General features: G+C 67.7%; 23 protein-coding genes. 9 read left to right on the forward strand and 14 right to left on the reverse strand.

The features are described 5' to 3' along the window. Position 1: 1 nt before the first annotated feature. The 3 genes from D8S75_RS10160 to D8S75_RS10170 are packed head-to-tail and all read right to left on the reverse strand — an operon-like array spanning position 2 to position 3,045. Positions 2 to 922 (reverse strand): DMT family transporter, encoded by a 921-nt coding sequence (locus tag D8S75_RS10160; protein WP_119966224.1) that lies wholly within the window; start codon positions 920 to 922, stop codon positions 2 to 4. After that, the gene (locus tag D8S75_RS10165) at positions 919 to 1,449 is read right to left on the reverse strand and encodes a methylated-DNA--[protein]-cysteine S-methyltransferase (RefSeq protein WP_119966225.1); all 531 of its coding nucleotides are present in this window, start codon (positions 1,447 to 1,449) and stop codon (positions 919 to 921) included. The genes D8S75_RS10160 and D8S75_RS10165 overlap by 4 nt, the downstream gene beginning before the upstream one ends. A 60-nt stretch (positions 1,450 to 1,509) precedes the next feature. Next, positions 1,510 to 3,045 (reverse strand): DNA-3-methyladenine glycosylase 2 family protein, encoded by a 1,536-nt coding sequence (locus tag D8S75_RS10170; RefSeq protein WP_119966402.1) that lies wholly within the window; start codon positions 3,043 to 3,045, stop codon positions 1,510 to 1,512. A gap of 126 nt (positions 3,046 to 3,171) precedes the next feature. Here D8S75_RS10170 and D8S75_RS10175 point away from each other — a divergent pair, with 126 nt between their 5' ends. From D8S75_RS10175 to D8S75_RS10185, 3 genes are all read left to right on the forward strand, one after another. After that, the gene (locus D8S75_RS10175; protein WP_119966403.1) at positions 3,172 to 4,560 is read left to right on the forward strand and encodes a phosphomannomutase/phosphoglucomutase; all 1,389 of its coding nucleotides are present in this window, start codon (positions 3,172 to 3,174) and stop codon (positions 4,558 to 4,560) included. A 66-nt stretch (positions 4,561 to 4,626) separates the two neighbouring features. Beyond that, on the forward strand, positions 4,627 to 5,994 hold the full coding sequence (locus tag D8S75_RS10180; RefSeq protein ID WP_119966226.1) for a 3-deoxy-D-manno-octulosonic acid transferase: 1,368 nt from the start codon (positions 4,627 to 4,629) through the stop codon (positions 5,992 to 5,994). A 111-nt stretch (positions 5,995 to 6,105) separates the two neighbouring features. Beyond that, complete coding sequence (locus D8S75_RS10185; protein ID WP_119966227.1) at positions 6,106 to 7,278, forward strand: trans-sulfuration enzyme family protein; 1,173 nt, start codon at positions 6,106 to 6,108, stop codon at positions 7,276 to 7,278. A gap of 1 nt (position 7,279) precedes the next feature. Here the strand turns inward: D8S75_RS10185 and D8S75_RS10190 are convergent, their stop codons facing one another. The 6 genes from D8S75_RS10190 to D8S75_RS10215 are packed head-to-tail and all read right to left on the reverse strand — an operon-like array spanning position 7,280 to position 14,807. Continuing rightward, the gene (locus tag D8S75_RS10190; RefSeq protein WP_119966228.1) at positions 7,280 to 8,605 is read right to left on the reverse strand and encodes a TolC family outer membrane protein; all 1,326 of its coding nucleotides are present in this window, start codon (positions 8,603 to 8,605) and stop codon (positions 7,280 to 7,282) included. 59 nt (positions 8,606 to 8,664) lie between these two features. Beyond that, positions 8,665 to 9,006 carry a rhodanese-like domain-containing protein gene (locus D8S75_RS10195; RefSeq protein WP_119966229.1) on the reverse strand — a complete coding sequence of 114 codons (342 nt, stop codon included), beginning with the start codon at positions 9,004 to 9,006 and terminating at the stop codon, positions 8,665 to 8,667. A 26-nt stretch (positions 9,007 to 9,032) separates the two neighbouring features. After that, entirely contained in the window at positions 9,033 to 9,719 is a 687-nt protein-coding gene (locus D8S75_RS10200; protein WP_119966230.1) for a protein-L-isoaspartate O-methyltransferase family protein, read from the reverse strand. A 47-nt stretch (positions 9,720 to 9,766) separates the two neighbouring features. Further along, positions 9,767 to 12,931, reverse strand: a complete 3,165-nt coding sequence (locus D8S75_RS10205) for an efflux RND transporter permease subunit (protein WP_119966231.1) — start codon at positions 12,929 to 12,931, stop codon at positions 9,767 to 9,769. Between the two features lie 15 nt (positions 12,932 to 12,946). Beyond that, the gene (locus tag D8S75_RS10210; protein WP_119966232.1) at positions 12,947 to 14,119 is read right to left on the reverse strand and encodes an efflux RND transporter periplasmic adaptor subunit; all 1,173 of its coding nucleotides are present in this window, start codon (positions 14,117 to 14,119) and stop codon (positions 12,947 to 12,949) included. 7 nt (positions 14,120 to 14,126) lie between these two features. Next, complete coding sequence (locus D8S75_RS10215) at positions 14,127 to 14,807, reverse strand: TetR/AcrR family transcriptional regulator (RefSeq protein ID WP_119966233.1); 681 nt, start codon at positions 14,805 to 14,807, stop codon at positions 14,127 to 14,129. A gap of 140 nt (positions 14,808 to 14,947) precedes the next feature. On the opposite strand from D8S75_RS10215, the gene D8S75_RS10220 reads away from it, so the two are divergent. The 5 genes from D8S75_RS10220 to D8S75_RS10240 all read left to right on the forward strand — a co-directional run bounded on the left by D8S75_RS10220 (position 14,948) and on the right by D8S75_RS10240 (position 19,157). Beyond that, positions 14,948 to 15,595, forward strand: coding sequence for an FmdE family protein (locus D8S75_RS10220; protein WP_232829008.1), 648 nt, complete (start codon positions 14,948 to 14,950; stop codon positions 15,593 to 15,595). A gap of 26 nt (positions 15,596 to 15,621) precedes the next feature. Further along, the gene (gene msrA / locus D8S75_RS10225) at positions 15,622 to 16,167 is read left to right on the forward strand and encodes a peptide-methionine (S)-S-oxide reductase MsrA (RefSeq protein ID WP_119966234.1); all 546 of its coding nucleotides are present in this window, start codon (positions 15,622 to 15,624) and stop codon (positions 16,165 to 16,167) included. Positions 16,168 to 16,223: 56 nt separating this feature from the next. Beyond that, the gene (locus D8S75_RS10230) at positions 16,224 to 16,475 is read left to right on the forward strand and encodes a hypothetical protein (protein WP_119966235.1); all 252 of its coding nucleotides are present in this window, start codon (positions 16,224 to 16,226) and stop codon (positions 16,473 to 16,475) included. Between the two features lie 36 nt (positions 16,476 to 16,511). Next, a complete protein-coding gene (locus D8S75_RS10235) occupies positions 16,512 to 16,907 on the forward strand; it encodes a hypothetical protein (protein ID WP_119966236.1) in 396 nt (131 codons plus the stop codon). A gap of 177 nt (positions 16,908 to 17,084) precedes the next feature. Further along, positions 17,085 to 19,157, forward strand: coding sequence for a TonB-dependent receptor domain-containing protein (locus D8S75_RS10240; RefSeq protein ID WP_119966237.1), 2,073 nt, complete (start codon positions 17,085 to 17,087; stop codon positions 19,155 to 19,157). 225 nt (positions 19,158 to 19,382) lie between these two features. On the opposite strand, the gene D8S75_RS10245 is transcribed toward D8S75_RS10240, so the two are convergent. Further along, positions 19,383 to 20,840 carry an ATP-dependent nuclease gene (locus D8S75_RS10245; RefSeq protein ID WP_119966238.1) on the reverse strand — a complete coding sequence of 486 codons (1,458 nt, stop codon included), beginning with the start codon at positions 20,838 to 20,840 and terminating at the stop codon, positions 19,383 to 19,385. Between the two features lie 451 nt (positions 20,841 to 21,291). Here D8S75_RS10245 and D8S75_RS10250 point away from each other — a divergent pair, with 451 nt between their 5' ends. Further along, positions 21,292 to 22,914, forward strand: a complete 1,623-nt coding sequence (locus D8S75_RS10250) for a PAS domain-containing protein (RefSeq protein WP_119966239.1) — start codon at positions 21,292 to 21,294, stop codon at positions 22,912 to 22,914. 103 nt (positions 22,915 to 23,017) lie between these two features. Here the strand turns inward: D8S75_RS10250 and D8S75_RS10255 are convergent, their stop codons facing one another. From D8S75_RS10255 to D8S75_RS10270, 4 genes are all read right to left on the reverse strand, one after another. Next, entirely contained in the window at positions 23,018 to 23,716 is a 699-nt protein-coding gene (locus D8S75_RS10255; protein WP_232829009.1) for an RES family NAD+ phosphorylase, read from the reverse strand. Beyond that, positions 23,716 to 24,090 carry an antitoxin Xre/MbcA/ParS toxin-binding domain-containing protein gene (locus D8S75_RS10260; RefSeq protein ID WP_119966240.1) on the reverse strand — a complete coding sequence of 125 codons (375 nt, stop codon included), beginning with the start codon at positions 24,088 to 24,090 and terminating at the stop codon, positions 23,716 to 23,718. Before D8S75_RS10260 ends, D8S75_RS10255 begins: the two co-directional genes overlap by 1 nt. A gap of 265 nt (positions 24,091 to 24,355) precedes the next feature. Further along, positions 24,356 to 24,706: an RNA-binding regulator gene (gene rbp / locus D8S75_RS10265; RefSeq protein WP_119966241.1), complete on the reverse strand. Its 351-nt coding sequence runs from the start codon at positions 24,704 to 24,706 to the stop codon at positions 24,356 to 24,358. Between the two features lie 115 nt (positions 24,707 to 24,821). Next, positions 24,822 to 25,061, reverse strand: coding sequence for a hypothetical protein (locus D8S75_RS10270; protein WP_370807570.1), 240 nt, complete (start codon positions 25,059 to 25,061; stop codon positions 24,822 to 24,824). Between the last annotated feature and the right edge of the window lie 465 nt (positions 25,062 to 25,526).

The following is a 25,526-nucleotide window of genomic DNA, read 5'->3' on the forward strand; positions in this document are numbered from 1 at the left end:
GTTACGCGGTGTTTTTCCCGTCCTGGCGGGTCCTGATAAGTCCGGTTGACAACAGGGTGCCGCCCACGATGACCACGGCGCAGCCCACCATCCACGGCGTGATGGCTTCGTTCAGGAACACCACGCCGTAGAACACCGCGAACACCGGCGCCATGAAGGTCACGGCCAGCGCGCGGCTCGGCCCGGCATGGGCAATGAGCCGGAAATACAGGATGTAGGCGATGCCGGTGCACAGGATGGCGATGGCGATGATGGCGGCCCAGGCGCGCGGCCCCGGCAGTACGGCGGGCCAGAACCAGATCATGGGCACGAACAGCCCCAGCGCCGCCCCGAGCTGGCTGCCCGTGGCCGTGGCCAGCGGCGGAGCCCCCACCAGGTAGCGCCGGGCAAAGCTGGCCGCAAGGGCATAGCAGGTGGTGGCGCCCAGGCAGGCCGCGATGGCCCAGGGCGCATCATCCGACTTGATGCCCGCGCCCCCCGGCGCGCGCCAGGCCAGCAGCGCCACGCCCACGAAGCCGATGCCCAGGCCCAGCCAGCGCAGGCGGTTGATGCGGTCGCCCAGCCACACCCAGGCCACCAGCGCGCCGAACAGCGGCACCGTGGCGTTGAGGATGGAGGCCAGCCCCGTGGTGATGTGCAGCACCGCCCAGGAATACAGCGCGAACGGAATCGCCGAATTCACCAGCCCGGACAGCAGCGCCGGCTTCCAGTGCTGGCGCAAGGCCGGCCACTGGCCCTGGTGGAGCAGGATGGGCCACAGGAACACCGTGGCCAGCAGCACGCGCAGCCCGGCCGTGGGAAGCGGGCCGAACTCCGAGGCGCCCATGCGCATGAACAGGAACGAGGCGCCCCACAGGGCGGACAGCAGGATGAATTCGCCGATCCAGGCGGAAACCGGTTTGGTCGTGGGCGTGGCGCTCATGCGGGAACCTTGGTGTCGGAGGGGAGGGCGCCTTCCAGGCGCAGCAGGGCCGCCTTGCGTTCCAGCCCGCCGGCATAGCCCGTGAGGCTGCCGTCGCCCCCCAGCACGCGGTGGCAGGGCACGACCAGGCTCAGCGGATTGCGCCCCACGGCGGCGCCCACGGCGCGCACGGCGGCGGGCCGGCCGATCTCGCGGCCCAGGGCGCCGTAGCTCGTCGTGCGGCCCGGCGGAATGCGCAAGAGCGCCTGCCACACGGCCTGCTGAAAGCCGGTGCCCCCGGCCAAGTCCAGCGGCAGGTCGAAGTGCTGGCGTTCGCCGCGCAGGTACTGCAGCAACTGGGCGGCGGCTTCCTGCAGCAGGGGGTGGTCCGGTGCCTGTGCCCAGGCCTCCGGGCCGTCGAGTTGGGCCGGCAGGTGGCGCTGGCCGTCGAACCACAGGCCGCACAGGCCGGTGGGCGAGGCGGCGAGCCGCACCGTGCCCAGCGGGGTGGCGGTTTGGCTCTGTACGGTGGAGGGGTGGAATTGCATGGTGAATGCTCCATTAGAAGCGAAATCGATGTTTTGCGCAGGCGGGGCAAGCGCTATCAGCTACGCTTTTGATAGTGAAGCCTCGCTGATGTGGATGCAGCCCGCCGCCCAGGCCCGCAGCACGGCATAGCCGCGCCAGGGGCGCCAGGCGTCGGCCACCTCGGTGGCGGCGCGGGCCGGGTGTTTCTGCCCCTGCACGCCCAGCGCCTTGTGCAGGGCCACATCGCCGGCCGGGAAGGCGTCGGGCCAGCGCAGCGCGCGCAGGGCGATGTACTGCGCCGTCCAGTCGCCGATGCCGGGCAACTGGCACAGCGCCGCCGTGGTGGCCGCCACGTCGGCGCCCGGGTGCAGGGCGAGCTGGCCGCTGTCCACCGCCCGCGCCAGCGCCACGATGGCGGCCTGGCGCTGGCGCACGATGCCCAATTGCCCCAGCGCCTCGCCCTCGGACCGGGCCAGCACGGCGGGCGCCGGGAACAGGCGGTGCAGTTCGGGCCAGGGCGTGGCGATGGGGTCGCCAAAATGCCCCACCAGCCGCTGGCCCAGCGTGCGCGCGGCCGCCACGGTGATCTGCTGGCCCAGCACGGCACGCACCGCCAGCTCGAAACCGTCGAAGGCGCCGGGCACGCGCAGGCCGTCGCCAGCCGGGAAGGCGCCGTGCAGCACGGCGTTGATGGCGGCCGGGTCGGCGTCGAGGTCCAGCATGGCGCGCACCCGGGCAATGACCTGCGGCAGCGCCGGGTACAGGCTGGCGGAGGTTTCCAGCCATACCTGGTGGCGTGCCGTGTCGAAGCGCGCGCCGAGCCAGCCGGTGATCTCGCCCGCGCCGGTGCGCAAGCGCACGGTGCGTCGGAGTGTGGCTTCGTCCGGCAGGGCCCATTCCACGCCCTCGAACTGGCGCTGGGCGAAGAAGGCCAGCAGCGCGGCCACGTCGAACGGCGGCCGGTAGGCCAGGCGCAGGCTGCCGCCTGTGCCGCCACCAGCGGTGGTGCCGGTGCGCCGCAACTGCGTGGGGTTGAGGCCGTAGTGCCCGGCGAAGGCGGCGTTGAAGCGGCGCACGCTGCCAAAGCCGCTGGCCAGTGCTACCTGGGTGACGGGCATGGCCGTGTCGGTCAGCAGCTGCTTGGCCATCAGCAGGCGGCGCGTCTGCAGGTACTGCAGCGGCGAGACGCCCAGCGCGGCCTCGAAGATGCGGCGCAGGTGGCGGTCGCTCACGCCCAGGCGCTGGGCCAGCCGTGCCGCGCCCAGGCCCTCGGGGGGCTCCCAGACCTGCGCGCTGTCGAGCAGCCGCACGGCCTGGCGCACCAGGATGCCCGATGCATCCTGCACCGACCAGGCCAGCGCCTGCGGCGCCACCTCGGGGCGGCAGCGCAGGCAGGGCCTGAAGCCCGCGCTCTCGGCTTGCGCCGCCAGCGCGAAGAAGCGGCAGTTCTCGCGCCGGGGCGTGCGCACGGCGCAGACCGGACGGCAGTAGATGCCGGTGGAGGTCACGCCGGTGAAGAACTGGCCGTCGAAACGCGCGTCCCGCGCCCGCAGGGCGAGGTAGCGGCCGTCGTCGTCGGCGGTGTCGGCGGGCGGGGGGGCGGTGGTGGGGGCCATGGGGGTGATGATAGGCACCGCCGGCGGCGCCGGCTGGCCGTTTCCGGACATCTGCTTCGCGGCCCGGGGCTGCGGCAGGGCACCTACAATCGGCGCCGGTTCGGAACACCTGTGGAAACCATCACCGTGCAACTCTCGCCCGCCATCTTCAAAGCGTATGACATCCGGGGCATCGTGCCCACCACCCTGAATGAGCATGTGGCGCGCTGCCTGGGCCGCGCGTTCGGCACGGCGGCCCGCATCGAGGGCCAGTCCGTCGTGGCCGTGGGGCGCGATGGCCGCCTGTCCGGTCCCGAGCTGTCGTATGCGCTGATGCTCGGCCTGGCCGAAAGCGGCCTGGAAGTGATCGACATCGGTCAGTGCACCACGCCCATGCTCTACTTCGCCGCCAGCACGCTGTGCGCCAGCGGCATCCAGGTCACGGGCAGCCACAACCCCAAGGACTACAACGGTTTCAAGATGGTGCTGAACGGCCGCGCCATCCATGGCGAGGAAATCCAGGCGCTGCGCCGCTGCATCGAGGAGCAAAGCTGGACGCTGGCCCAGGGCGGCTTCATCCGCCAGGCCGACGTGCTGCCGGCCTACCGCGAGCGCATCGTGGGCGACATCCGGCTCGCGCGCCCGATGAAGATCGTGGTGGACAGCGGCAACGGCATCGCCGGAGCCTCGGCGCCGGACATCTTCCGCGCCATCGGCTGCGAGGTGACCGAGCTGTTCTCCGAGGTCGACGGCGACTTCCCCAACCACCACCCCGACCCGAGCAAGCCCGAGAACCTGCGCGACCTGATCGCAGCCCTGCAGGCGGGCGACGCCGAGCTGGGCCTGGCCTTCGACGGCGACGGCGACCGCCTGGGCATCGTCACCAAGGACGGCCAGAACATCTTCCCCGACCGCCAGATGATGCTGTTCGCCCAGGACGTGCTCTCGCGCGTGCCCGGCGGCGCCATCCTGTTCGACGTGAAATGCACCCAGCGCCTGGCGCCCGCCATTGCACAGGCGGGCGGCCAGCCGCTGATGTACAAGACCGGCCACTCGCTCATCAAGGCCCGCATGAAAGAGGTCGATTCGCCCCTGGGCGGCGAGATGAGCGGCCACATCTTCTTCAAGGAGCGCTGGTTCGGCTTCGACGACGGCACTTACGCCGGCTGCCGCCTGCTCGAAATCCTGAGCCGCCATGCCGACCCCAGCGCCGTGCTCAACGGCCTGCCCACCAGCCACAGCACGCCCGAGCTGAACGTGGCCTGCGCCGAGGGCGAGCCGCACCGCCTCACCGCCGAGCTGCAGGCCCTGGCGCCCGAAACCTTTGCGGCGCCCGCGCAGATCAACACCATCGACGGCCTGCGCGTGGATTGGCCGGACGGCTTCGGCCTGATCCGCGCCAGCAACACCACGCCCGTGCTGGTGCTGCGCTTCGAGGGCCACACGCCCGAGGCCCTGCACCGCATCGAGGCGGCGATGCTGGCGCTGCTCAAGCGCGTCAAGCCCGATGCCCAGGTGGGCGCGGCCGCGCACTGAGATGGAAGGCCTGGGCCACGGGTGGCGTGAAGCGCTGCGATCAATGAACCTTCGGTCAGCAATACCATGGCAACTCTCGCGCTTCGGCTCTACTCGGCGCTGACCTGGTCGGTCCAGCCCCTGCTGCGCCGCAAGCTCGCGCGCCGCGCGCGCGCCGAGCCGGGCTACGGCAAGGCCGTGGGCGAGCGCTTCGGCCGCTACCCCCGGCCCATCGAGAGCCTGCTGATGCAGAACAGCACCGACCTGCTGCGCAGCTTTGTCTGGGTCCATGCCGTCTCGCTGGGCGAGACGCGCGCCGCCGCCATCCTGCTGCAGGAGCTGCGCGAGCAGATTCCGGGCATGCGCCTGCTGCTCACGCACGGCACGGCCACGGGGCGCAAGGAGGGCGAAAAGCTGCTGCAGCCCGGCGACGTGCAGGTCTGGCAGCCCTGGGACACGCCGGGCGCCGTGGCGCGCTTTCTGGCGCGCTTCCGCCCAGCCATCGGCATCCTGATGGAGACCGAGGTCTGGCCCAACCTGGTCGAGGGCTGCCGCCAGCGCGGCATTCCGCTGGTGCTGGCGAACGCGCGCTTCAACGACAAATCCCTGCGCAAGGCCCGGCGCATGCACTGGCTGGCGCGCCCGGCCTACGGCGGCCTCACGGCCGCCTGGGCGCAGACCGAGGCCGACGCAGCGCGCCTGCGCGCCATCGGCGCGCCCGTGAAGGCGGTGCTGGGCAACCTGAAGTTCGACGTGGTGCCCGACGCGGCCCAGGTGGAACAAGGCCGCGCCTGGCGCGCCACGGGCACGCGCCCCGTCGTCCTGCTGGCCAGCAGCCGTGAGGGCGAGGAGGCGATGTGGCTCGACGCCTTGAAGCAAAAATGGCCTCCAGGCCAATCAGGACAGGCGCTATTAGCTATCAAAACAGAAGCAAATGCAGTGCCTGAAACGGCCTGTGCCGGTGTGCAGTGGCTGATCGTGCCGCGCCATCCGCAGCGCTTCGACGAGGTGCAGCAGCTCCTGCAGGGCGCGGGCCTGCGTGTGTCGCGCCGCAGCACCTGGGCGCTGCCGCCGCAGGATGTGGATGTGTGGCTGGGCGACAGCCTGGGCGAGATGGCCCTGTACTACGGCCTGGCCGATGTGGCGCTGCTGGGGGGCAGCTTCGCGCCGCTGGGCGGGCAGAACCTCATCGAGGCCGCCGCCTGCGGGTGCCCGGTGGTGCTGGGCCCGCACACCTTCAACTTCGCCGACGCGGCGGAAAAAGCCTGTGCCGCTGGCGCGGCCCAGCGCGTGGCCGGCCTGGCGCAGGGACTGGAGGCCGCCTGTGGCCTGGCACGCGACAGCGCGCGCCTGGGCCAGGCGCGCGATGCGGCCCTGCGGTTCGCGGCCGACCACCGGGGCGCGGCCCGCGCGACAGCGGCGGCCGTGGTGCGCCTGCTGTCATCCCGGCGTTAAGATTCAAAGCAGAAATGGCCTCCATGGCCTGATGGTATTGCGCGGCATGCTACGGTAATCAGAGCAAAATGGGGCTTCCTCCGTGCCCTTGAACCAGCCAGGATGCCCCCCATGAGTCATTTGCGCACCCGTGCCGTCCACGCCGGACAGCACCCCGACGCCACCACGGGCGCCATCGCCACCCCCATCAGCCAGACCACGGCCTTCGGCTATGGCACCCTGGAGCATGGCGCCGCCATTTTCGCGGGGGAGGCGCCGGGCTACCGCTACAGCCGCTTCGCCAACCCCACGGTGGCGGCGCTGGAGGCCAAGATGGCCGACCTCGAAGGCGCCCCGGCGGCGGTAGCCTTCGCCAGCGGCACGGCGGCCACGTCGTCGGTGCTGCTCGGCCTGCTCCGGCCGGGGGATGAACTGGTGTTCCTGGGCCCGCTCTACGGTGGCACCGAAGGGCTGATGCGCTCGCTGGGTGAGCGCTGGGGCATCAAGGTCACCGATGCGACGGCCAGCGGCCTCGCGGCCGCCCTGACGCCGGCCACGCGCTTGGTATGGGTCGAAACGCTCACCAACCCCACCCTGCGCCTGCACGACCTGGCCGAGGTGGCCGCCCTGGCGCGCGCACGCGGTGTGCCCACCGTGGCGGACAACACCTTCTGCACGCCTTGCCTGGCAAGGCCGCTGGAACTGGGCATCGACCTCGTGCTGCACTCCATGACCAAGTACCTTGGCGGCCATGGCGACGCCACGGGCGGCATCGTGGCGGGGTCCGAGGCGCTGGTGGGGGCCGTGCGCAAGACCGGGATGGGCCATGTGGGGGGCAACCTCGCGCCGCAGGAAGCCTTCTTGTTCCTGCGCGGCATCAAAACGCTGCCGCTGCGCATGGCGGCGCACTGCGAGGGCGCGTTGGCCGTGGCGCGCTTCCTGGCGGCGCACCCGGCCGTGCGGGCCGTGCACTACCCGGGGCTGGAGTGCCACCCGCAGCATGCGCTGGCGCAACGCCAGTTGCAGGAGGGGTTTGGCGGCATGGTGTCGTTCGAACTGGCGCGCTGCGAGCGCGCGGCGGCAGCGGCCGTGCTCGACCGGCTGCGGCTGTTCACGCAGGCCGTGTCCTTGGGCGACGCGGACAGCCTGGCCTGCCATCCGGCCAGCACCACGCACAGTTTCGTGTCGGCCCAGACCCGTGCGGCCGGCGGCGTGACCGAAGGGCTGATCCGCCTGAGCGTGGGCATCGAGCACCCGGACGACCTGGTGGCCGACCTGGAACAGGCGCTGCGCGCCGTGGCCTGAATTACTTCGCCAGCAGCGCGTTGATGGCGGTCACATCGTCCTGCGCGAGCGTGCCGGCCGCCTGGCGCAGCTTGAGCTGGCCCAGCAGCACGTTGTAGCGCGCCACGGCCAGGTCGCGCTTGGTCTGGTAGAGTTGGCTTTGCGCGTTGAGCACGTCGATGTTGATGCGCACGCCCACCTGGTAGCCCAGCTTGTTGGCGTCCAGCGCGCTCTGGCTCGATTGCTCGGCCGCTTCCAGCGCCTTGACCTGGCCGATGCCCGACTGCACGCCGAAGAAGGCGCTGCGCGTGGCCTGGGCGACGTTGCGGCGCACGGTTTCAAGGTCGGCCTCGGCCTTTTGTTCCAGCGCCAGGGTTTCCTTCACGCGGTTCTGCACCGCGAAGCCGGCGAACAGGGGCATGTTCAGCGCCACGCCCACGGTGGCGTTGTTGGTGCGCGTGTTGAGGCCGGGGGCTGACACCGTGCCGTTGGGGTTGTGCTGGATGGCGTAGCTGGCCTGCAGGTCGATGGTCGGGCGGTGGCCGGTCTCGGCCTTGCGGGTTTCCAGGCGGGCCACGTCGAGCGCGAGCTGGGCCTGGCGCACGCCGGGCTGCTGCTCCTGCGAGGTCTGCACCCACGTGGCCACGCTGTCGGGCTGCACGCCGGGCAGTTGCAAGGGCTGAGCCAGCGGGCGCGGCTGGGCGCCCGTGGTGCCCACGAGCTGATCGAGCGCGAGCTTCTTCACGCGCAGGTCGTTCTCGGCGGCGATTTCCTGGGCGCTCACGAGGTCGAAGCGGGCCTGGGCCTCGCGCGAATCGGTCACCGTGGAGGTGCCCACCTCGAAGTTGCGCTTGGCGGCGGCCAGTTGCTCGGACACGGCGGCCTTCTGCGCCTGCACGAAGGTGAGGGTGTCCTGCGCGGCCAGCACGTCGAAATAGGCCTGGCTCACGCGCACCAGCAGGTCCTGCGTGGCGGCGTCGAGCTGCGCCTGGGCCACGTCGATGCCCAGCTTGCCCTGTTCATGGGTGATGCGGTTGGCCGGACGGTAGAGCGGCTGCGAGGCGCTCACGGCCACGCTGCGCGTCGTGCCGTTGAACTGGATGGGCGGGCGGCTGACCTCGGTGTCGGCGCGCGAAATGCCGGCGCTCAGGCCGACGCTGGGCAGCAGGCCGGCGCGGGCCTGGTCGGCGCGGCGCTCGGCGGCTTCGAGCTGGGCGCGGGCCGACTGCCAGGCGGAGTCGTAGCCACGGGCCGACTCGACCAGTTCGAGCAGGCTTTGCGCCTGCGCGGGCGCGGCAAGGGCGGCGCCCAGCGCCAGGGTCAGGGGGAGAAGCCGGAACAGCTGCATGGAAAGGGTCTTTCTGGAAAAGCCTGCGGGAATGGGGTGCGCTCGCGAAAAAGGACGGGTCAGTAGCGGGGGATACCGGGGTCGTGGTCTTGCGCCCAGGCATCGATGCCGCCAGTGATGTTGGCCACGTGTTCGTGGCCATGCTGTTCGAGGTAGGCCGCCACCCGCAGGCTGCGCACGCCGTGGTGGCACAGGCAGGCGGTGGGGCGCTCGGGGTCCAGTTCGTTCAGGCGCGCGGGCAGGCTTCCCATGGGAATGGCGAGCAGCTCGAAGCCTTGCGCGGCCACGGCGGCCTGCTGCAGCTCCCAGGGTTCGCGCACGTCCAGCACCAGCGGCCGCGCGCCGGGCGCCACCTGGGCGAACCAGGCGGCGAGTTCGGCGGGTCGGACGTGGTCGGTCATGCGCTGCTCTCCGTTCCCGGCCCGCGTCAGAACTTGAAGCCCGAGGGCTCGCCGAAGCCGGAGAGGCGCGGCGCGTTCACGTCCCAGGGGAAGGTGGCGTCGAAGCGGTCGCCCGTCTTGCGCACCACGGTGACGCGCATCTGGGGTTCCTGGCCGACGATGGCCACCAGGCGGCCGCCGTCGTTGAGCTGGGCCAGCAGGTGGGCGGGCACCTCGGCCACCGAGCCGCTCAGCACGATGGCGTCGAACGGGCCGTCGGGGATGCCGGCCTGGGCGCCATCGGCCTGGTGCACGGTGACGTTGGTGATGCCGGCGCGCTCCAGGTTGGCGCGGGCCATCTGGGCGAGCGCGGGGCTGATTTCGAGCGAGACCACCTGGCCGGCGTTGTAGGCCAGCAGGGCGGCCATGTAGCCCGAGCCGGTGCCGATTTCGAGCACGCGCTCGTGCTTCTGGGCGTTCACTTCCTGCAGCAGGCGGGCCTCGACCAGGGGCTTGAGCATGCACTGGCCGCCGCCCAGGGGGATTTCCATGTCCACGAAGGCCAGATTGCGGTAGGCCGCGGGAACGAAGTCCTCGCGGTGCACCTGTTCCAGCGTTTCCAGCACGGCGTCGCTGGCCACGTTCCAGGTCCGGATCTGCTGCTGGATCAGGTTGTAGCGTGCGTGGACGATTGGATCGCTGGTGTCGGCGGTCGTGTTCAGGGGCATGTTCATGGAAAAACTCCGGGATTGGTGGGGCTGGTCAAGACAAACCCTTGATTTTAGGCCGCCTTGCGGCCCAGAACGCGCCGCGCCCATTGCGCCAGATCGTCCATGTAGCAATAAACCACCGGCACCACCACCAGGGTCAGCAGCGAGGAGGTGATGACGCCGCCGATCACCGCCTGGCCCATGGGGGCGCGCTGCTCCGAGCCCTCGCTCATGGCGAAGGCCAGCGGCACCATGCCGAAGATCATGGCCAGCGTGGTCATGAGGATGGGGCGCAGCCGCACGCGCGCGGCCATCAGCAGGGCATCGTGGCGCGACATGCCGGCCACGGGCTGGCCGTCCTCGCCGGTGTGGTCGTCGCGCGCGCGGATGGCGAAATCCACCAGCAGGATGGCGTTCTTGGTCACCAGGCCCATGAGCATGATGACCCCGATGATGGAGAACATCGACAGCGACGAGCCGAACATCAGCAGCGCCAGCACCACGCCGATGAGCGTGAGCGGCAGCGCCGTCATCAGCGCCAGCGGCTGCAGGAAGCTCTTGAACTGGCTGGCCAGGATCATGTAGATGAACACCACGGCCAGCAGCAGCGCCGAGATGGCGTAGCCGAACGATTCCTGCATGTTCTTGGTCGAGCCGCCGAACTGGTAGCGGTAGCCCGGCGGGAAGGCCATGCCGTCGAGCACCTTGCGGATGTCGCCCGACACCTCGCCCGCCGAGCGGTGGTGCACGTTGGCGTTCACGGCCACCTCGCGCGTGAGGTCGCGCCGGTTGATCTGGTTGGGGCCGGTGGTTTCGCGCACGCTGGCCACCTGGTTCAGGCGCACGATGCGGCCCGCGCCGTCGGCGCCCGCGAGGGCGAAGGGCAGGCGCTCCAGGTCCTGCGGCGCGTTGCGCGCGTCGGGGGCGAGGCGCACGTTCACATCGTAGGTCTGGTCATCGGGGGCGCGCCAGTTGCCCACGGTCTGGCCGGCGATCAGCGTGCGCAGCGAGTTGGCCATTTGCGCCACCGACAGGCCGAGGTCGGAGGCGGCGTCGCGGCGCACATCGACGGCGATCACCGGCTTGTCGGGCTTGACGCTGGAGTCGAGGTCCACCAGCCCCGGGATGTCGCGGATCTTTTCATTCACCGCGCGCGCCAGGCGCGCCAGTTCCTGTAGGTCGGGGCCCTGCAGCGAGAACTCGATCTGCTTCTGCCCGCCCACCGGGTCGAGCAGGCCCACGTGCGTGACCGTGATGCCCGGAATCTGGCGCAGCCGCTCGCGCAGCACGCCCGACATGTCGTCCACGCTGCGGCTGCGCTGCTTGCGGTCCACCAGGCGCACGTAGACGCTGGCGTAGATCTTGCCCTGGGTGCTGCCGGTGTTGATGGTCGAGAGCGTGTAGCGCACCTCGGGCATGGAGCGCACCACGGCCTCCACCTGCCTGGCCTTGGCCTCGGTGGCTTCGATCGACGAGCCCACGGGCACGTAGAAGTTGATGGAGGTTTCCGAGAAATCCGCCTTGGGCACGAACTCGGTGCCCAAGAGCGGCACCATGACCACGCTGAGCACGAAGATGCCCAGCGCCAGCGCCAGGGTCTTGAGTTTGTGCACCAGCGCCCACCCGAGTACCTTCTGATAGCCCTCGGCCAGCGCGTCGGTGGCGTGGTCGAACCAGCCGGTCACGCGGCCGATGGTGCGGTCGTACAGGGTGACGGGGCGCACATGCTCGCCGTGGGGATGGATGCTCGGGTCGTGCCACACGGACGACAGCATGGGGTCGAGCGTGAAGCTCACGAACATCGAGATCAGCACCGCCGCGACGATGGTGATGCCGAACTCGTGGAAGAACTTGCCGATGATGCCGCCCATGAAGCCAATGGGCAGGAACACCGCCACGATGGACAGCGTGGTCGCCAGCACGGCCAGCCCGATCTCCTGCGTGCCGTCCATGGCGGCGGCATAGGCCCCCTTGCCCATCTGCACGTGGCGCACGATGTTCTCGCGCACCACGATGGCGTCGTCGATCAGCAGGCCCACGCACAGCGAAAGCGCCATCAGCGTGATCATGTTGATGGTGAAGCCGAACATGTTCATGAACAGAAAGGTGCCGATGAGCGCGATCGGCAGCGTCAGGCCCGTGATGACGGTCGAGCGCCACGAGTTCAGGAACAGGAAGACGATGAGCACGGTGAGCAGCGCGCCCTCGACCAGCGTCTGGCGCACGTTGTCCACGGCCACGCGGATGGGGCGCGAGCTGTCGCCGATGGTCTCCAGGCGCACGCCCGGGGGCAGCTCCTTGCGCAGCGCCTGCACGGCCTGGTTCAGGCCGTCCACCACCTCGATGGTGTTCTCGCCCTGGGCCTTCTGCACCGACAGCAGCAGCGTGCGCTGGCCGTTGTAGAGCGCCAGGCTTTCCACCTCCTGCGGGCCGTCCTGCACGCGGGCGAGCTGCTCCACCCGCACCGGGGCGCCGTTCTTGCGCGCCACGATGATGCGGCCGAAGTCCTCGGGCCGCTCCATGCGCGCGTCGATCTGCACCACGCGGTCCTGCGCCAGCGAGCGCACGGCGCCTAGCGGCAGGTCCTGGTTTTCGCTTCGCACGGCCTGCGCCACCTGCTCGGGCGTGACGCCGAAGGCTTCGAGCGCCTGCGGGTCGAGGTAGATGTTGACCTCGCGCCGCGTGGCACCCACCAGCGTCACGGCGCCCACGCCGCGCACGTTCTCCAGGCGTTTCTTGAGCGTCTGGTCGGCCCAGGTGGTCAGCTCCACGGCGCTGGGGCGGTGGGCCTCGTCGCCCTCAGGCAGCACGGCCAGCGACCACACGGGGCGGCTCGCCGGGTCGAAGCGCAGCACGCGCGGCTCCTTCACCTCGGTGCGCAGGTTGGGGCGCACGGTGGCCACCTTCTCGCGCACATCCTCGGCGGCCTTGCGCCCGTCGATGTGGAGCTGGAACTCGATGATGACGACCGCCGAGCCCTCGAAACTGCGCGAGGTGAGGGCGTTGATGCCGGCGATGGAGTTGACGCCTTCCTCGATCTTCTTCGTGACCTCGCTCTCCACGATCTCGGGCGAGGCGCCGGGGTAGTCGGCCGTGACCACCACCACCGGAAAGTCGATCTCGGGGAACTGGTCCACCTTCAGGCGCTGGTACGAAAAAATGCCCAGCACCACGAAGGCCAGCATGACCATGGTGGCAAACACCGGATTCTTCAGACTGACCTTGGTAAACCACATGGCGTGTCCCTGCGGTCAGGGTTTGGCGGCGGCGCTGGCCACCGGGGCAGGGGCGGGTTCGGGCAGGCGCAGCGCCGTGCCCTCGGGCAAGGCGCCCACGCGCCCGGCCAGCACCAGCGCGCCCTCGTCCACGCCCTCCACGGCCACCAGGGTCTGGCCGCCGGCCTGCGAGCGCGCGCCCAGGCGCACGGCGCGGTGCGCCACGCGGCCGTTCTCGGCCACCTGCACATAGGGCTGGGGCCGGTCGGTGCGCACAGCTTCAAGCGGCACGGCAAGCTGCTCGGCCCGGCCCACGTCCAGCTGCCCCTGCACGAACAGGCCCTGGCGCAGGGCGGGCATGTCGGGCGCGGGGTCAATGGCCAGGTACACCGGCACCGTGCGGCTGCCCGGCTGGGCGCTGGGGCTGATGCGCACCACGGTGGCCTGCAGCGGCTCGCTGCGGCCCTCGATGGTCAGGCGGGCTTTCTGCCCCACGCGCACCGCCACGGAATCGGCGGGGCCGAGCAGGGCCTCCAGCTCCAGGCGCGAGAGGTCCACCACCTCCAGGATGCGCGCCTCCACCGCCACGCGCTCGCCGTTCTGCACCAGCCGCTGGGCCACCTGCCCGCTGATCGGGCTGCGCAGCACCGTGTCGGCCAGGGCCTTGCGCGCCACGTCGGCGGCGGCCAGGGCCGCCTGGTAGGAGGCCTTGGCCGAGTTCAGGCTGGCCTGCGAGGTTTCGAGCGCGGTGCGCGAGATGAAGCCCTGGTCCACCAGCGCGCTGTTGTTGTTGAACTGGCGCTGGCTGATTTCCACCTGCGCCTTGGCCGCGTCGGCCTGCTGCTGCGCCTGGCGCAGGCGGGCCTCGGAATCCGTGGGGTCGATGCGCGCCACCTCCTGGCCGGCGCGCACGCTGTCGCCCTCGCGCAGTTGCAGGCCCTGCAGCTCGCCGGCCACGCGCGCCTTGATGGTGGCGCTGTGCACCGCGCGCAACGAGCCCGACACCGGCACGCCCAGCACCAGGCTCTGGCGCCGTGCCGGTGCCAGCTCGTCCGCGGCGACCTCCATGACCAGCTTCTCGGCCTTGCTGGCGGACGCGGCCGCCAGGGCCTTCTGCTGCGCCTGGCGCGCCGACACGGCCCGCAGGGCGCCGCCCACGACCAGCACGATGATGACGGCCACGGCCATCCAGGGAATCCAGCGTTTCATGGGAGGTTCAGGAGGGGGAGGGGGGAGGGAGGTCCGGGCGCCGGAGCAGGCCGAACAGCAGGCTGTCCACCTGGCTGGCGAGGTAGGCCTCGGGGTTGAAGGCCATGCCGTTGGGCACGCAGGCGCCGATGGAATGCTTCCAGAGCATCAGGAAGATCATGGGCGAGAGCACGGCGAACACGGCGTAGTCCATGTCCAGCACGCGGAATTCACCGCGTTCGATGCCGCGCATCAGCACGCGGCGGATCAGCATCTGGCCCGGCTCGATCACCTCGCGCTGGTAGAACTCGGCCAGCTCGGGGAAGTTGCCGGCCTCGCTGAGCATCAGCTTGGTGATGCCCGAGGCCCGCGTGGAGCCGATGCTTTCCCACCAGGTGACATAGGCGTAGCGCAGCATCTCGGCCGTGCTGCCCTGGAACTGCTCCAGCTCCTTGCTCCACTCGCCAAAGCGCCCCACGATGCTCTCGCGCACCACGGCCTTGAACAGTTCTTCCTTGCTGGGGAAGTAAAGGAACAGCGTGCCCTTGGACACGCCAGCGCGCGCGGCCACCTCGTCCACCTTGGTGGCGGCGAAGCCTTTTTCCACGAACAGGTCGAGTGCCGCTTCAAGCAGCTCGCCGGGGCGGGCTTCCTTGCGGCGCTCGCGCTTGGGCGTGGTGGCGGTGGGGGAAGTGGGCACGGGTGAAATTTACTGACTGACTGGTTAGTAATATAGCAAAGCCCTTACTGGCGGTCAATGCATGGAACCGGCGAGCAGCGGCCTGGGGGTACGATTTCGTCAACCCTATTTGAAACAGCGCAGCGGCGCATTCCAGGAGCATCACCGCCGTGACACAAGACACCCAGAGCCGGGGCTTCCCGGCCTTCTTCGACGCAGCCCCCCGCCTGACCGTGCGCGACCCCCTGGCGCACTTCCTCGGCGCCGCCACCGAAGGCGAAATGGACTACACCTTCGCCGACGCGGTGCGCCTCGCCGGGCATTCCTGCCCCACCGTGGCGGGCGCCTACCTGATGGCCCTCCACGGCCTGCGCGCCCTCTATGGCGGCGAGCCGCCCGAGCGCGGCGGCATCGACGTCCTCGTGCGCGACGCGCGCGACAGCGGCGTGACCGGCGTGATCGCCTCGGTGCTGCAACTGCTGACCGGCGCCGCGCCGGAAACCGGCTTCCAGGGCATCGGCCCGGCACACCGCTTCGCGCGCAAGAACCTCATGGTGTTCGGCGTGGCCATGGACGGCCTCTTCGCACTGCGCCGCCAGGACACCGGGCAGGCCGTGCAGGTGGACTGGAACAGCGCCCTCGTGCCCTGGGCCGAGGACATCAAGACACTCATGCCCCAGGCCGTCTCCGGCCGGGCGGACGAAGCAGCGCTGGCGCGCTTCGGCCAGCTCTGGCAGGATCGGGTGCGCCGCATCCTCATCGACCACGCCGACGATCCGCGCCTGGTGCAGGTGAGCGACTGGACCCCCGCCGCCTGAACCCGGCAGCCGCCAAGGAGAGCCTCATGAACAGCCCAGCACTGGAAACCATCACCCTCGGCGGCGGCTGCTTCTGGTGCACCGAGGCCGTGTTCGTTTGCGTGCGCGGCGTGACCGACGTGGAAAGCGGTTACAGCAACGGCCATGTGGCGCACCCGCGCTACGAGCAGGTCTGCACCGGCACCACCGGCCACGCCGAGGTGGTGCGGCTCACCTTCAACCCGGCTGTGATCGGCGTGCGCGAGATCTTGGAGATCTTCTTCGCCACGCACGACCCCACCACGCTCAACCGCCAGGGCAACGACGTGGGCACGCAGTACCGCAGCGGCATCTACTACGAGCGGCCCGAACACCAGCAGGCGGCCGAGGACTTGATCCGCGAGATGTCGCAAGACAAGCTGTTCGGCGCCCCCATCACCACCGAGGTGCGCCCACTGGCTAACTACTGGCCCGCCGAGGACTACCACCAGGACTACTACGCCCACAACCCCGAGCAGGGCTATTGCGCCTACGTGGTGGGCCCCAAGGTGGAGAAGTTTCGCAAGACCTTCTCGTACTACCTCAAGCCCTGAAACACCCGCAGGGCAGGCCGGAGACGGCATACTTGCGCCCGAAAGCTGTCAACACCATGAAGAAATTCCGCACCGCACTCGCCCTGGCGCCCCTGCTGCTGGCCGCCACGCTGGCCCAGGCCCAGAACCACACCGACAAGGAAACCAAGGCCGACATCGAGCGCCACCGCGCCATGGCCGCCGCGCACGAGGCCGCCGCCAAGTGCCTGGAGTCGGGCAAGGGCCAGGACACCTGCATGAAGGAACTGCAGGCCGCCTGCAAGAACCTCGCCATCGGCAAATACTGCGGCATGAAGCACGCGCACTGACGCTTTCCAGGCGCATCGCCCACTGACTCCCCCCCCATGCAGCCACCGCGCCGCGCCCTGCACCCCATCCTGCGCCTGCGCCAGGGTGCGGCCCTGCTGTGGCTGCTGCTGGCCCTGGCCTGGGCGCCCACGCTGGGCCGCATGCACCAGGCGGTGCACGGCGGGCAGGGCGCGCACGCGCATGCCGAGCATGCGGTGGCGCCAGCGGGTGGCGCCAGCCAGTTCCTCCTTCCCCTCCTGGCAGACCACACCCCGGTGGACTGCCTCTTGCTCGACCAGCTCGCGCTGGCCGACGCCGCCCTGGGTGCACCCCAGGCGCTGCCGCCCACGGCCCCCGCCGTGGTGCCGGCACTCTGGCGCGCCACGGGCACGGCGCCACGCCATGTGGCGCTGTTCCACGCCCGGGGCCCGCCCCCACGGGTGCTGGGCTGACGGGCTTGCGCCCGCCGCGCCCATTCGATTACTCCTGAATTCATAGCTACTAGCGCTTGATACATCAGCGCTAGAGGCAAATTTCGCTTGAAACCGTGGCGTGGCCATGGCGTTCGCGCGTCCGCATCTGGCGGGCCGGCGCGGCGCCGGCCGTGCCGCACCCGCACATCCATTTCCATGCAACAACACACCGCAACCCCGTTCCTACCCACCCTGCGCCCCGTGGCCCTGGCCGCCGTGCTGGCCGCCTCCAGCATCGCCCAGGCCCAGGATGCAACCCCGGCCCCCAGCCTGCCGCCCGTCACCGTGTCGGCCAGCGGCCTGCAACTGGGCGCTGGCGACATGACCACGCCCGCCAGCGTGCTCGAAGGCGACGAACTCGTGCAGCGCCGCGAGGCCACGCTCGGCGAAACCCTGGCGGGCGAGCCCGGCATTGCCGCCAGCCACTTCGGCGCAGGTGCCAGCCGCCCCATCATCCGGGGCATGGACGGCCCGCGCGTCAAGGTGCTCTCCGACGGCGCCGAGCTGCACGACGCCTCCACCCTCAGCCCCGACCACGCCGTGGTGGCCGAGCCCCTGCTCGCCACCCAGATCGAGGTGCTGCGCGGCCCCTCGGCCCTGGTGCACGGCGACGGCGCCGTGGGCGGCGTGGTCAACGTGCTCGACGGCAAGGTGCCCACCGCCGTGCCCGCCAAGGGCTACGAAGGCAGCCTGGAACTGCGCGCCAACAGCGCCGCCCGCGAAAAGGCCGGCGTGTTCTCGCTCACCGGCGGCACGGGCAACCTGGCCGTGCACGTGGAAGGCGTGGCGCGCGACGCCGCCGACTACCGCGTGGGCCCCGGCTGGGTGCACGACGACCATGTGGACCGCAAGGTGCCCGGCAGCTTCAACCGCACCGACACCGGCAGCATGGGCATCTCGTGGGTGGGCAGTAGCGGCTACCTGGGCGCCGCGTACACGCGCCAAACTGCCAAATACGGCCTGCCGGGCCACAACCACGGCTTTGAAGGCTGCCACACCCACGGCAACCACCTGCACTGCGGCAGCCACGGCGAGGACGACGGCCACGACCACGGCCATGAAGACGAACACGGCGATGTGCCCGTGGTGGACTTGCGCAGCGAGCGCCTGGACATCCGGGGCGAACTGCGCAACCCCTTTGCAGGCTTCACCGCCCTGCGCTTGCGCGCCGCCGCCACCGACTACCAGCATGACGAGGTGGAGGACGGCACCCCCGTCACCACCTTCAGGAACAAGGCCCACAGCGCCCGCGTGGAGCTGCAGCACGAACCCCTGGCCGGCTGGCGCGGCATGCTGGGCGTGCAGGCATCGCAACGCCGCTTTGCCGCCGAAGGCGACGAGGCCTACATCCAGCCCACCACCACGCGCCGCGCCGGCCTGTTCGCGCTGGAGGAATACCGCTGGGGCGACTGGCGCTTCGAGGCCGCCCTGCGCCACGACCGCCAGACGGCCGAGGCAGAAACCAGCGGCCTGGAGCGCAGCCACAACGGCACCTCGGCATCGCTGGGCGCAGTGTGGAAGTTCCGCCCCGGCTACCAGTTGGGCGCCAGTCTCACCCGCGCCAGCCGCGCCCCCACGCCCGAAGAGCTGTACGCGCGCGGCCTGCACATGGCCACCGCCACCTACGAGCGCGGCGACGCCAACCTGCGCGCCGAAACGTCCAACAACATCGACCTGAGCCTGCGCAAGACCAGCGGCGACACCACCTTCGGCGTGAGCGTGTTCCGCAACCGCATCCACGGCTACATCCACGGCACCACGCTCGACGAACTGGACGGCCTGCAACTGCTGCAATACGCCCAGCAAAACGCCACCTTCACCGGCATCGAAGCCCAGGTGCGCCAGCGCCTGAACCGCCACGCAGGCATCACCCTGTTCGGCGACGCCGTGCGCGCCCGCCTGGCGGACGGCAGCCTGCTCCCCCGCATCCCCCCGGCCCGCGCCGGCCTGCGCCTGGACGCCACCTGGAACGCCTGGCAAGCCCAGGTGGAGTGGGTGCAGGTCGCCCGCCAGACCCGCTTGGCCGCCTTCGAGCAGCCCACGCCCGGCTACGGCATGCTGAACCTGGGCGTGAGCTACAGCGGCCAAACCAACGGCACGCCGTGGCAGGTGTACCTGAAGGGCAATAACCTGACGGACCGGCTGGCCTACGCCCACACCTCGTTCATCAAGAACGCCGCGCCTTTGATGGGGCGCAATGTGACGGTGGGGGTGAGGGTGGCATTCTGAGGAAATTGATGCCGTGATGTGAGCGAGCCAGCGGCGGGGGGAGGGGGGGGCCGCTGGCTTGTGCAGCCGTTGATGATTATTTGTGGATGGTTCGGCAATCCGATTGGATCGCTATCGACCCATCGGTGACATCCAGCGCTTCTTATTTTTCCGCGAACTGCAAACTTTCGGAACCTATACGGTCGAGTACAAAGAGGATGATCAAACAGTCGTCTTGGACGAAGGCTACTTGTTCAAAAGCTTCTCCAGATTAATCGAAAACTGCTCAAAAGAAACGGCGCGCATGATATCCGACGAAAGCTTCTGTACAAACATCAGTTCATCAATTCCGCGTGATTCGAGATTTTTTCGAAGCCGAAAATAGAACTTCTTGTCCGGCTGATCTAATTTCGTGCCCGCATATTTGGCGTGATGTTCCGCCGCCAACGTGTCCAACGAGTCCAGTTGAAAATATTTATCATTTATAGTCTTTTTAAGGGCGGGCTGCTTTCCGTCAATTACGATCTCGTAGAGAAATTTCTCAATGCTTTTGACCGGCAGAAATAGCTTTTTTAGGTCTGGTCGCGCTTTGTTGGCTTCCGCCACCACATCACCATCCAAGATGCTTATCACTTCGCGACCCAAGCCAAGAACATTCCCCCGCAATAGATCGTTCTGAAGAGAAAGTACGTTGCTCCACCCGCCCACAGGGACGACATGAATTAACTTGCTAGTGTTTAATCCGCGGGTCTCAAGGACATTTTCAACGAGCACCTTGGCGAGAATGTCCTCAACCAACAAAAGAAAGTCGAACCCGTCATGGCGATATACATCGCGAATGATGTAGCTTGGAAATCCGGGGTTAACCACTTCAACTGTGCCGCCATTGTTCTCAATTTTGTATATATTCTTTGGGGCAATCTTCCTTATAACCTCGGGCGAGTGAGATGTAAGTATTACCATCAAGTTCTCTGACGCCTTAACAAGGTCACTCATCAGGTCAATAAAGCGACTGACAGCGATGGGGTGCAAAGCCAGTTCAATCTCATCTATGAGAACCAATATAGGTTGATCCTGCGGCAAAGACCTACGAACAATTGCGTTGTAGACGAAGTGGAGTAGCGAGACAAGCAAACATTCGCCTGAACTCATCCGGTACTGACTAATTAGCTTACCATTCACGGAATTGAAGTAAGGCGTACTCGCAAGCCCCAATTTTTCAGAGATGGTCCGATTTCTTACTCTTTTTAGGCCAGAGTACTTTCCTACTCCACCGGAAAGAATGAAGCTCAGTTTTTCTTTGACGTAATCGTCGGCATCGACTATTTCATCGGATTGAATACGCCCAGCCCGCAAATGCTCGTCTACCGTTCGGGAATCATTGAACCGTGTCCCATAAAACAAGCTCCCCTCATACATGCCGTTAAGCGGTGAATTTCGAGAGTTGTGGCGCCACTTATCTGAGCCCTTCCAGACGTTCGCATTGCCGTCGATATTTATCTCCACGCTGGATGAGTCATCAAAGTCATCATCGCTTAGCGACTTTAGCGAGCTTCGAATTGCCTGCGACAAGGCCAAGAGAATGGTGCTTTTCCCGCTCCCATTGCTTCCGACAATTAGGTTTAGGCTCTTCTCTAGTGGAAATTCAATGGTTGCTTGCTTGATGTTTTTGACATTTCCGATGGTAATTTTCAAGTCATTCATATTGCGTCCAATCTCCAATAGCGACTATCTCGGCTCAAACTGAAACAGCTTATCATCTAACAGCGGTAGGTTGCCCGCAACCGCGATAGAAGCACGATCGCATCTCCGACGACACCGCGTTGGGTCGTGTACCTGAAAGCCGCCGCTCGGCAATGTCGCCTTCTGGCCGATACCCGACTGCGATCAATCGCACGCCTTCTTCATCAAGATGGCCCCGCCTTTGATGGGGCGCAATGGGACGGTAGGGGTGAGGGTGGTGTTCAGACGGGTGACGTCGTCGTGATGTGAGCGAGCCCGCGGCGGGGGATGCGTTGCTGGCTTGCACTCTTTCGCTGCCCCAAACCACCGAAACCAAGCAGGCTTAGGCACCAGAAACCCGTGCCATACTTGATCCAACGTGGTTGATTTTTCTATCCGTTGGATGTATTTGCCCCCTTTGCGACAGCCCTGCATGCCCACCACTCCGACGCCGTCCGCAAACCTGTTGCAACTGCTCCCTGAGGCGGTGGTGCAAACCGATGCGCTGTGGCAGATCACTTATCTGAATCCGGCGTGGCACAAGCTCACCGGCCATTCGGTGGAGGCGGCGCTCGGCAGGTCTCTGCTGGAGTTCGTGCATCCCGACGACATCGGCACCATGCGCTCGGGCATGCCGGTGTTCCGGATGCAGTTTGCCGATGCGGACTACCGCTGGGTGCGGCTGCAGTTCCACCCAGAGACGGATTCGGCGGAGCGGGTGATTAGCCGCCAGGGTGTGCTGATTGAGATCACCGAGGTCACCGAGCAGGTGCTGGTGGAGGTTCGCCAGCGCTTTCTGCGCTTGCTGGAAACCATCGATGGCGTGGTGTGGGAGGCCGAAATCGGCGTGGGCAATACCTTCCTGAGCCCGCAGGTCGAGCGCTTGTTCGGTTACTCCGTGGAGGAGTGGCGGGCTGACCCGAACTTCTGGCGGGCGCATGTGCACCCCGATGATCTGGCGCAGGCCCTGGTGATCGACGACGGCGCCTACAACGCCACGCACAGCCATGCCTACGAGATGAGTTACCGGCTGATTGCCAAGTCTGGCAAGGTCGTGTGGGTGCGTGACCTGTGCCGCGCGGTGGTCGAGCCGGGGCGACCGAACCGCATGATCGGCCTGATGATCGACGTGACCCAGCAGAAGAACACCGAACTGGAGTTGTTGCGCTCCGAAAACCGCTATTCGCTGGCCACGCGCGGGTCCAATGACGGTATTTGGTACTGGGACTTGCGCACGGACGCCCTGCATGTGTCGGGGCGGTTTCACCAGATCGTCGGGCTGGGGAGCGCCGATCTTGTGCATGCCGGAGGCTGGCGCTTTCTGGAGAAGCTCATCGATCCCGAGGATCGCGCTCGCGTGCAGGCGGCCTACCGCAGGCACCTGGCGGGAAGCAGCCCGAACTTTTCGGTGGATTTCCGCGCGTTCCATGGGGCGGGGCGGCTGGTGTGGGTCAATTGGCGCGGGCTCGCCGAGTTTGAAGACGGCATTCCGGTGCGCATGGCGGGGTCGCTCAGCGATCTGGCCGAACGGGGCAGTTCCTACGATGCGCTGACCAACTTGCCCGGCCGGCCGTTGTTCCGCGATCGCCTTGCGCAACTCATCGCGCTACAGCAGAACGAGGCGGCGAACGGTGAGGGCGTGCCTGCGCGCGATGAAGCCACGATGTTCGCCGTGCTGCTGCTGGACCTCAACGGCTTCAAGGCCGTCAATGACAGCTACGGGCACCATGTGGGCGACCAGCTATTGCAGCAGGTGGCGCGGCGGCTCGAATCCTGCGTGCGGGCGGTGGATCTGGTCGCCCGCATGAGTGGCGACGAGTTCAATGTGCTGTTGGAGTCCATCGACCCTGCTGAAGCCCGCGAACGCGCCCAACAGATTGCCGCCGCCCTCGCCGCGCCTTACGTGATCGGCACGCAGACCGTGACCAGTGGCGCGAGCATCGGTTTGGCCAGCAGTGCATCCCGGCTGGCGACGGTGGACGACTACCTGCGCGCTGCAGACTCCGCCATGTACCGGGCCAAAAGCCAGTCACTGGGCGTGTGCGTGTTTCAATAAAGGGGTCTGGGGCAATGGCCTGCGAGGCTGTCGCATGGCTCGCCACGCTCGTTCCCTTGGGGTTCGGGCAGGAAATGAACCCGGCTCCATGCGGGTCGGCGAATCAAAAATCAAACCGCATCCGCCCATTCGACAGCGTGACCCGGTCGCGCGTGGTGTGGCAGTGCCATTGCTCGTACCGGCCCTCGGGGGTCAGCATGGTCAGGCTGTGGGGGGCGAACACGGCGGCGCACGCATGCCCTGGGGCGCGGACCGAGGCATACCGAATCCACGCCACGTCGCCCGCCTCGCGCGCCAGGGCGCCTAGCTTCTGGGTTTCGGTGTAGTCGCTGGGGTGTTTCCAGTGCGCTTCGGCCTGGGACCAGGGGGGCGATTGCAGGTCGATGGCGCGGCCTTGCACGGCGGCTTCGTACAGGGAGTGGTCGGTGAGCAGGTGCTGGGTGATGAGGCCCGCGCTGTCGAGCAGAAAGCGCTGGCGCCAGTAGGCGATTTCGGCGCAGGCGCAGTAGGGGTCGTCCGCGCCGTACCAGATGCCGGGCATGTGCGGGCCGCGAAAGCGCGAGCCCGTGGGGGGCAGGTAGCGGAAGGGCGCGGCCAGAAGGTAGTGGATGCCTTGGGCCTCCGGCGGCTGGGGTGGCTTGCTGGCGTCCAGCATTTGCTCCAGCAGGTCTTGCTCGGCGGCGGAGTCCACCAGGCGCATGGTGGCGGCGATGTGCTGTGTTTCGACCATGCGAAACGCGTGCATGGCCAGGGGCTGGGTGTGCTCTGGCACCCAGCCGGGGTTCCATGCCGTGGCGGCCATCAGGCGGCAGCCCGCATGCCGTCCAGGTAGGCCAGGGCGTTGACCAGGCCGGTGGGGTTTTCGATGAGAGCGGCGGGGGTGCCGTTGAGCGCCTTGTTGTGGCTGCGCAGCCAGTCGTGGCGCTTTTGTGCGTCGGAGCCGACCAGCGGGTCCAGCGAGCGGAACAGGCGCACCACCAGCAGGGCCAGTTGACCTTCCTTCGATTCTGGCGCGATGCCGCGTGCGCCGCCCGCGATGCGGCTGATGCTGGGCTCGCTCAGGCCGATCACGCGCGCCAGGGCGGCGTTGGAGAGGTGCAGCTCCTGGGCGGCACGGATGGTTGCCTTGCCCAGCACCATGGCTTTGTCCGGGGCGGGGGCCATATGGGGTTGCATGAGAGGCTCCTGTGTTTCTTCAGAAATAATATAGCACTAATGCTTAATAATTGCATGGTGTTTTGCGCGGACGATGCGGGATGCGGGCTGCGGGCGTTGGTGGCACCCTCGTTGGTCGATTTTGAGACTGTTTTTGGCCTCTAGCGCTTTACCAATAAGCGCGAGCAGCTATCGTATTAATAGCAAGAAGGCTTTGCTACCCCAGGATGCGGGGCGAAAAAAAACCGGCTCATCAGAGCCGGTTCTTCATGGGGGGTTACTGGGATCAGTAACGGCCGCCGCCGAAGCCGCCAGAGCCGTAGCCCACGTCGGAGCGTTTGTTGCCGCCGTAACCGTTGGCGCTGTAGCCGCCCGAACCACGGTTGTCTTCGCGGGGGCGGGCCAGGTTCACGACGATGGAGCGGCCATCGACCGACATGCCGTGCAGGGCGCTGATGGCGGCCTGGGCTTCTGCGGCGCTGGTCATTTCCACGAAGCCGAAGCCTTTGGAGCGGCCGGTGTCGCGGTCCATCATGATTTTGGCGGAGGCAACGCCACCAAACTCGGCGAAGTTGCTTTCCAGGCTGGCGTTGGTCACGGAGTAGGGCAGGTTGCCCACGTAAATTTTGCTGCTCATGAAAGAGCCTTTCTGAAAGATGGCGCGCAATGAAGGGCGCACCGTTAAGGTTGGGATGTGCGGGTTGGGAGTCCGCAGCAGGGGGTTGGGTTGGATGGGGTCCGGGCTGACCAGGTCAGCACACGGGCGGGTGCTGCATGCTCGTTTGCAGCCAGCCCTGGGTCACGGCAAAGAGCCGGGCGGCTTCGCGCGAGGCAAAGGCTTTGTCGAAGCGGAACACGCGGCAGTAGCTGCCGTTGCCCTGGGAGCGACGGAGCGAGAAGGAGGCTCGAAAGCGGCCGCAGTCGGTCGGGTGTGTCGTGGGCGAAACGACGTACTTGCCCATGGAGATGGCGGTCTGTGAAATGGGGAACATTCAGGGTCGCAGGCTCGAAACGGCCGGCGTGAGCATCAAGGGACGCGGTGGGCTGCAGCTCTACAGACCCACTGGGCGACAAAGGTCGCAAAAGGCGGCCTGCGGGAAGGGGCTGGTGCCCCTGACAGGCGTTGCGGTGACGGCACGCAGGAAGAACCGTGACTGCAATGCGAAGAAGTATAACTCAATTTGTATTTGACTGTAATTTAATATTCTTTTGGGTTTTAAAAATGCGTGCCAGGTGCGCCCAGCGCCGCGCAGCGCCGCTGCAAACCCACCCGGCCCGGTGCGATACCCGCGCGCTGCTACCATCCGCACCCATGCGTTTCCAGCCCCCAGCGTCCATTCCTCCAGGCCCCGTGCGCGGCTGCCTGTGCGTGGGCGGGGGCGCGGCCGTGGTGCGCGAGATCTGGCCTTACAAGCCGGTCGCACATTCCTCCGCCCGGCGATAACCCTTTCCCCTCT

This window comes from Simplicispira lacusdiani (assembly GCF_003604195.1).
Taxonomy (GTDB): Bacteria; Pseudomonadota; Gammaproteobacteria; order Burkholderiales; family Burkholderiaceae_C; genus Simplicispira; species Simplicispira lacusdiani.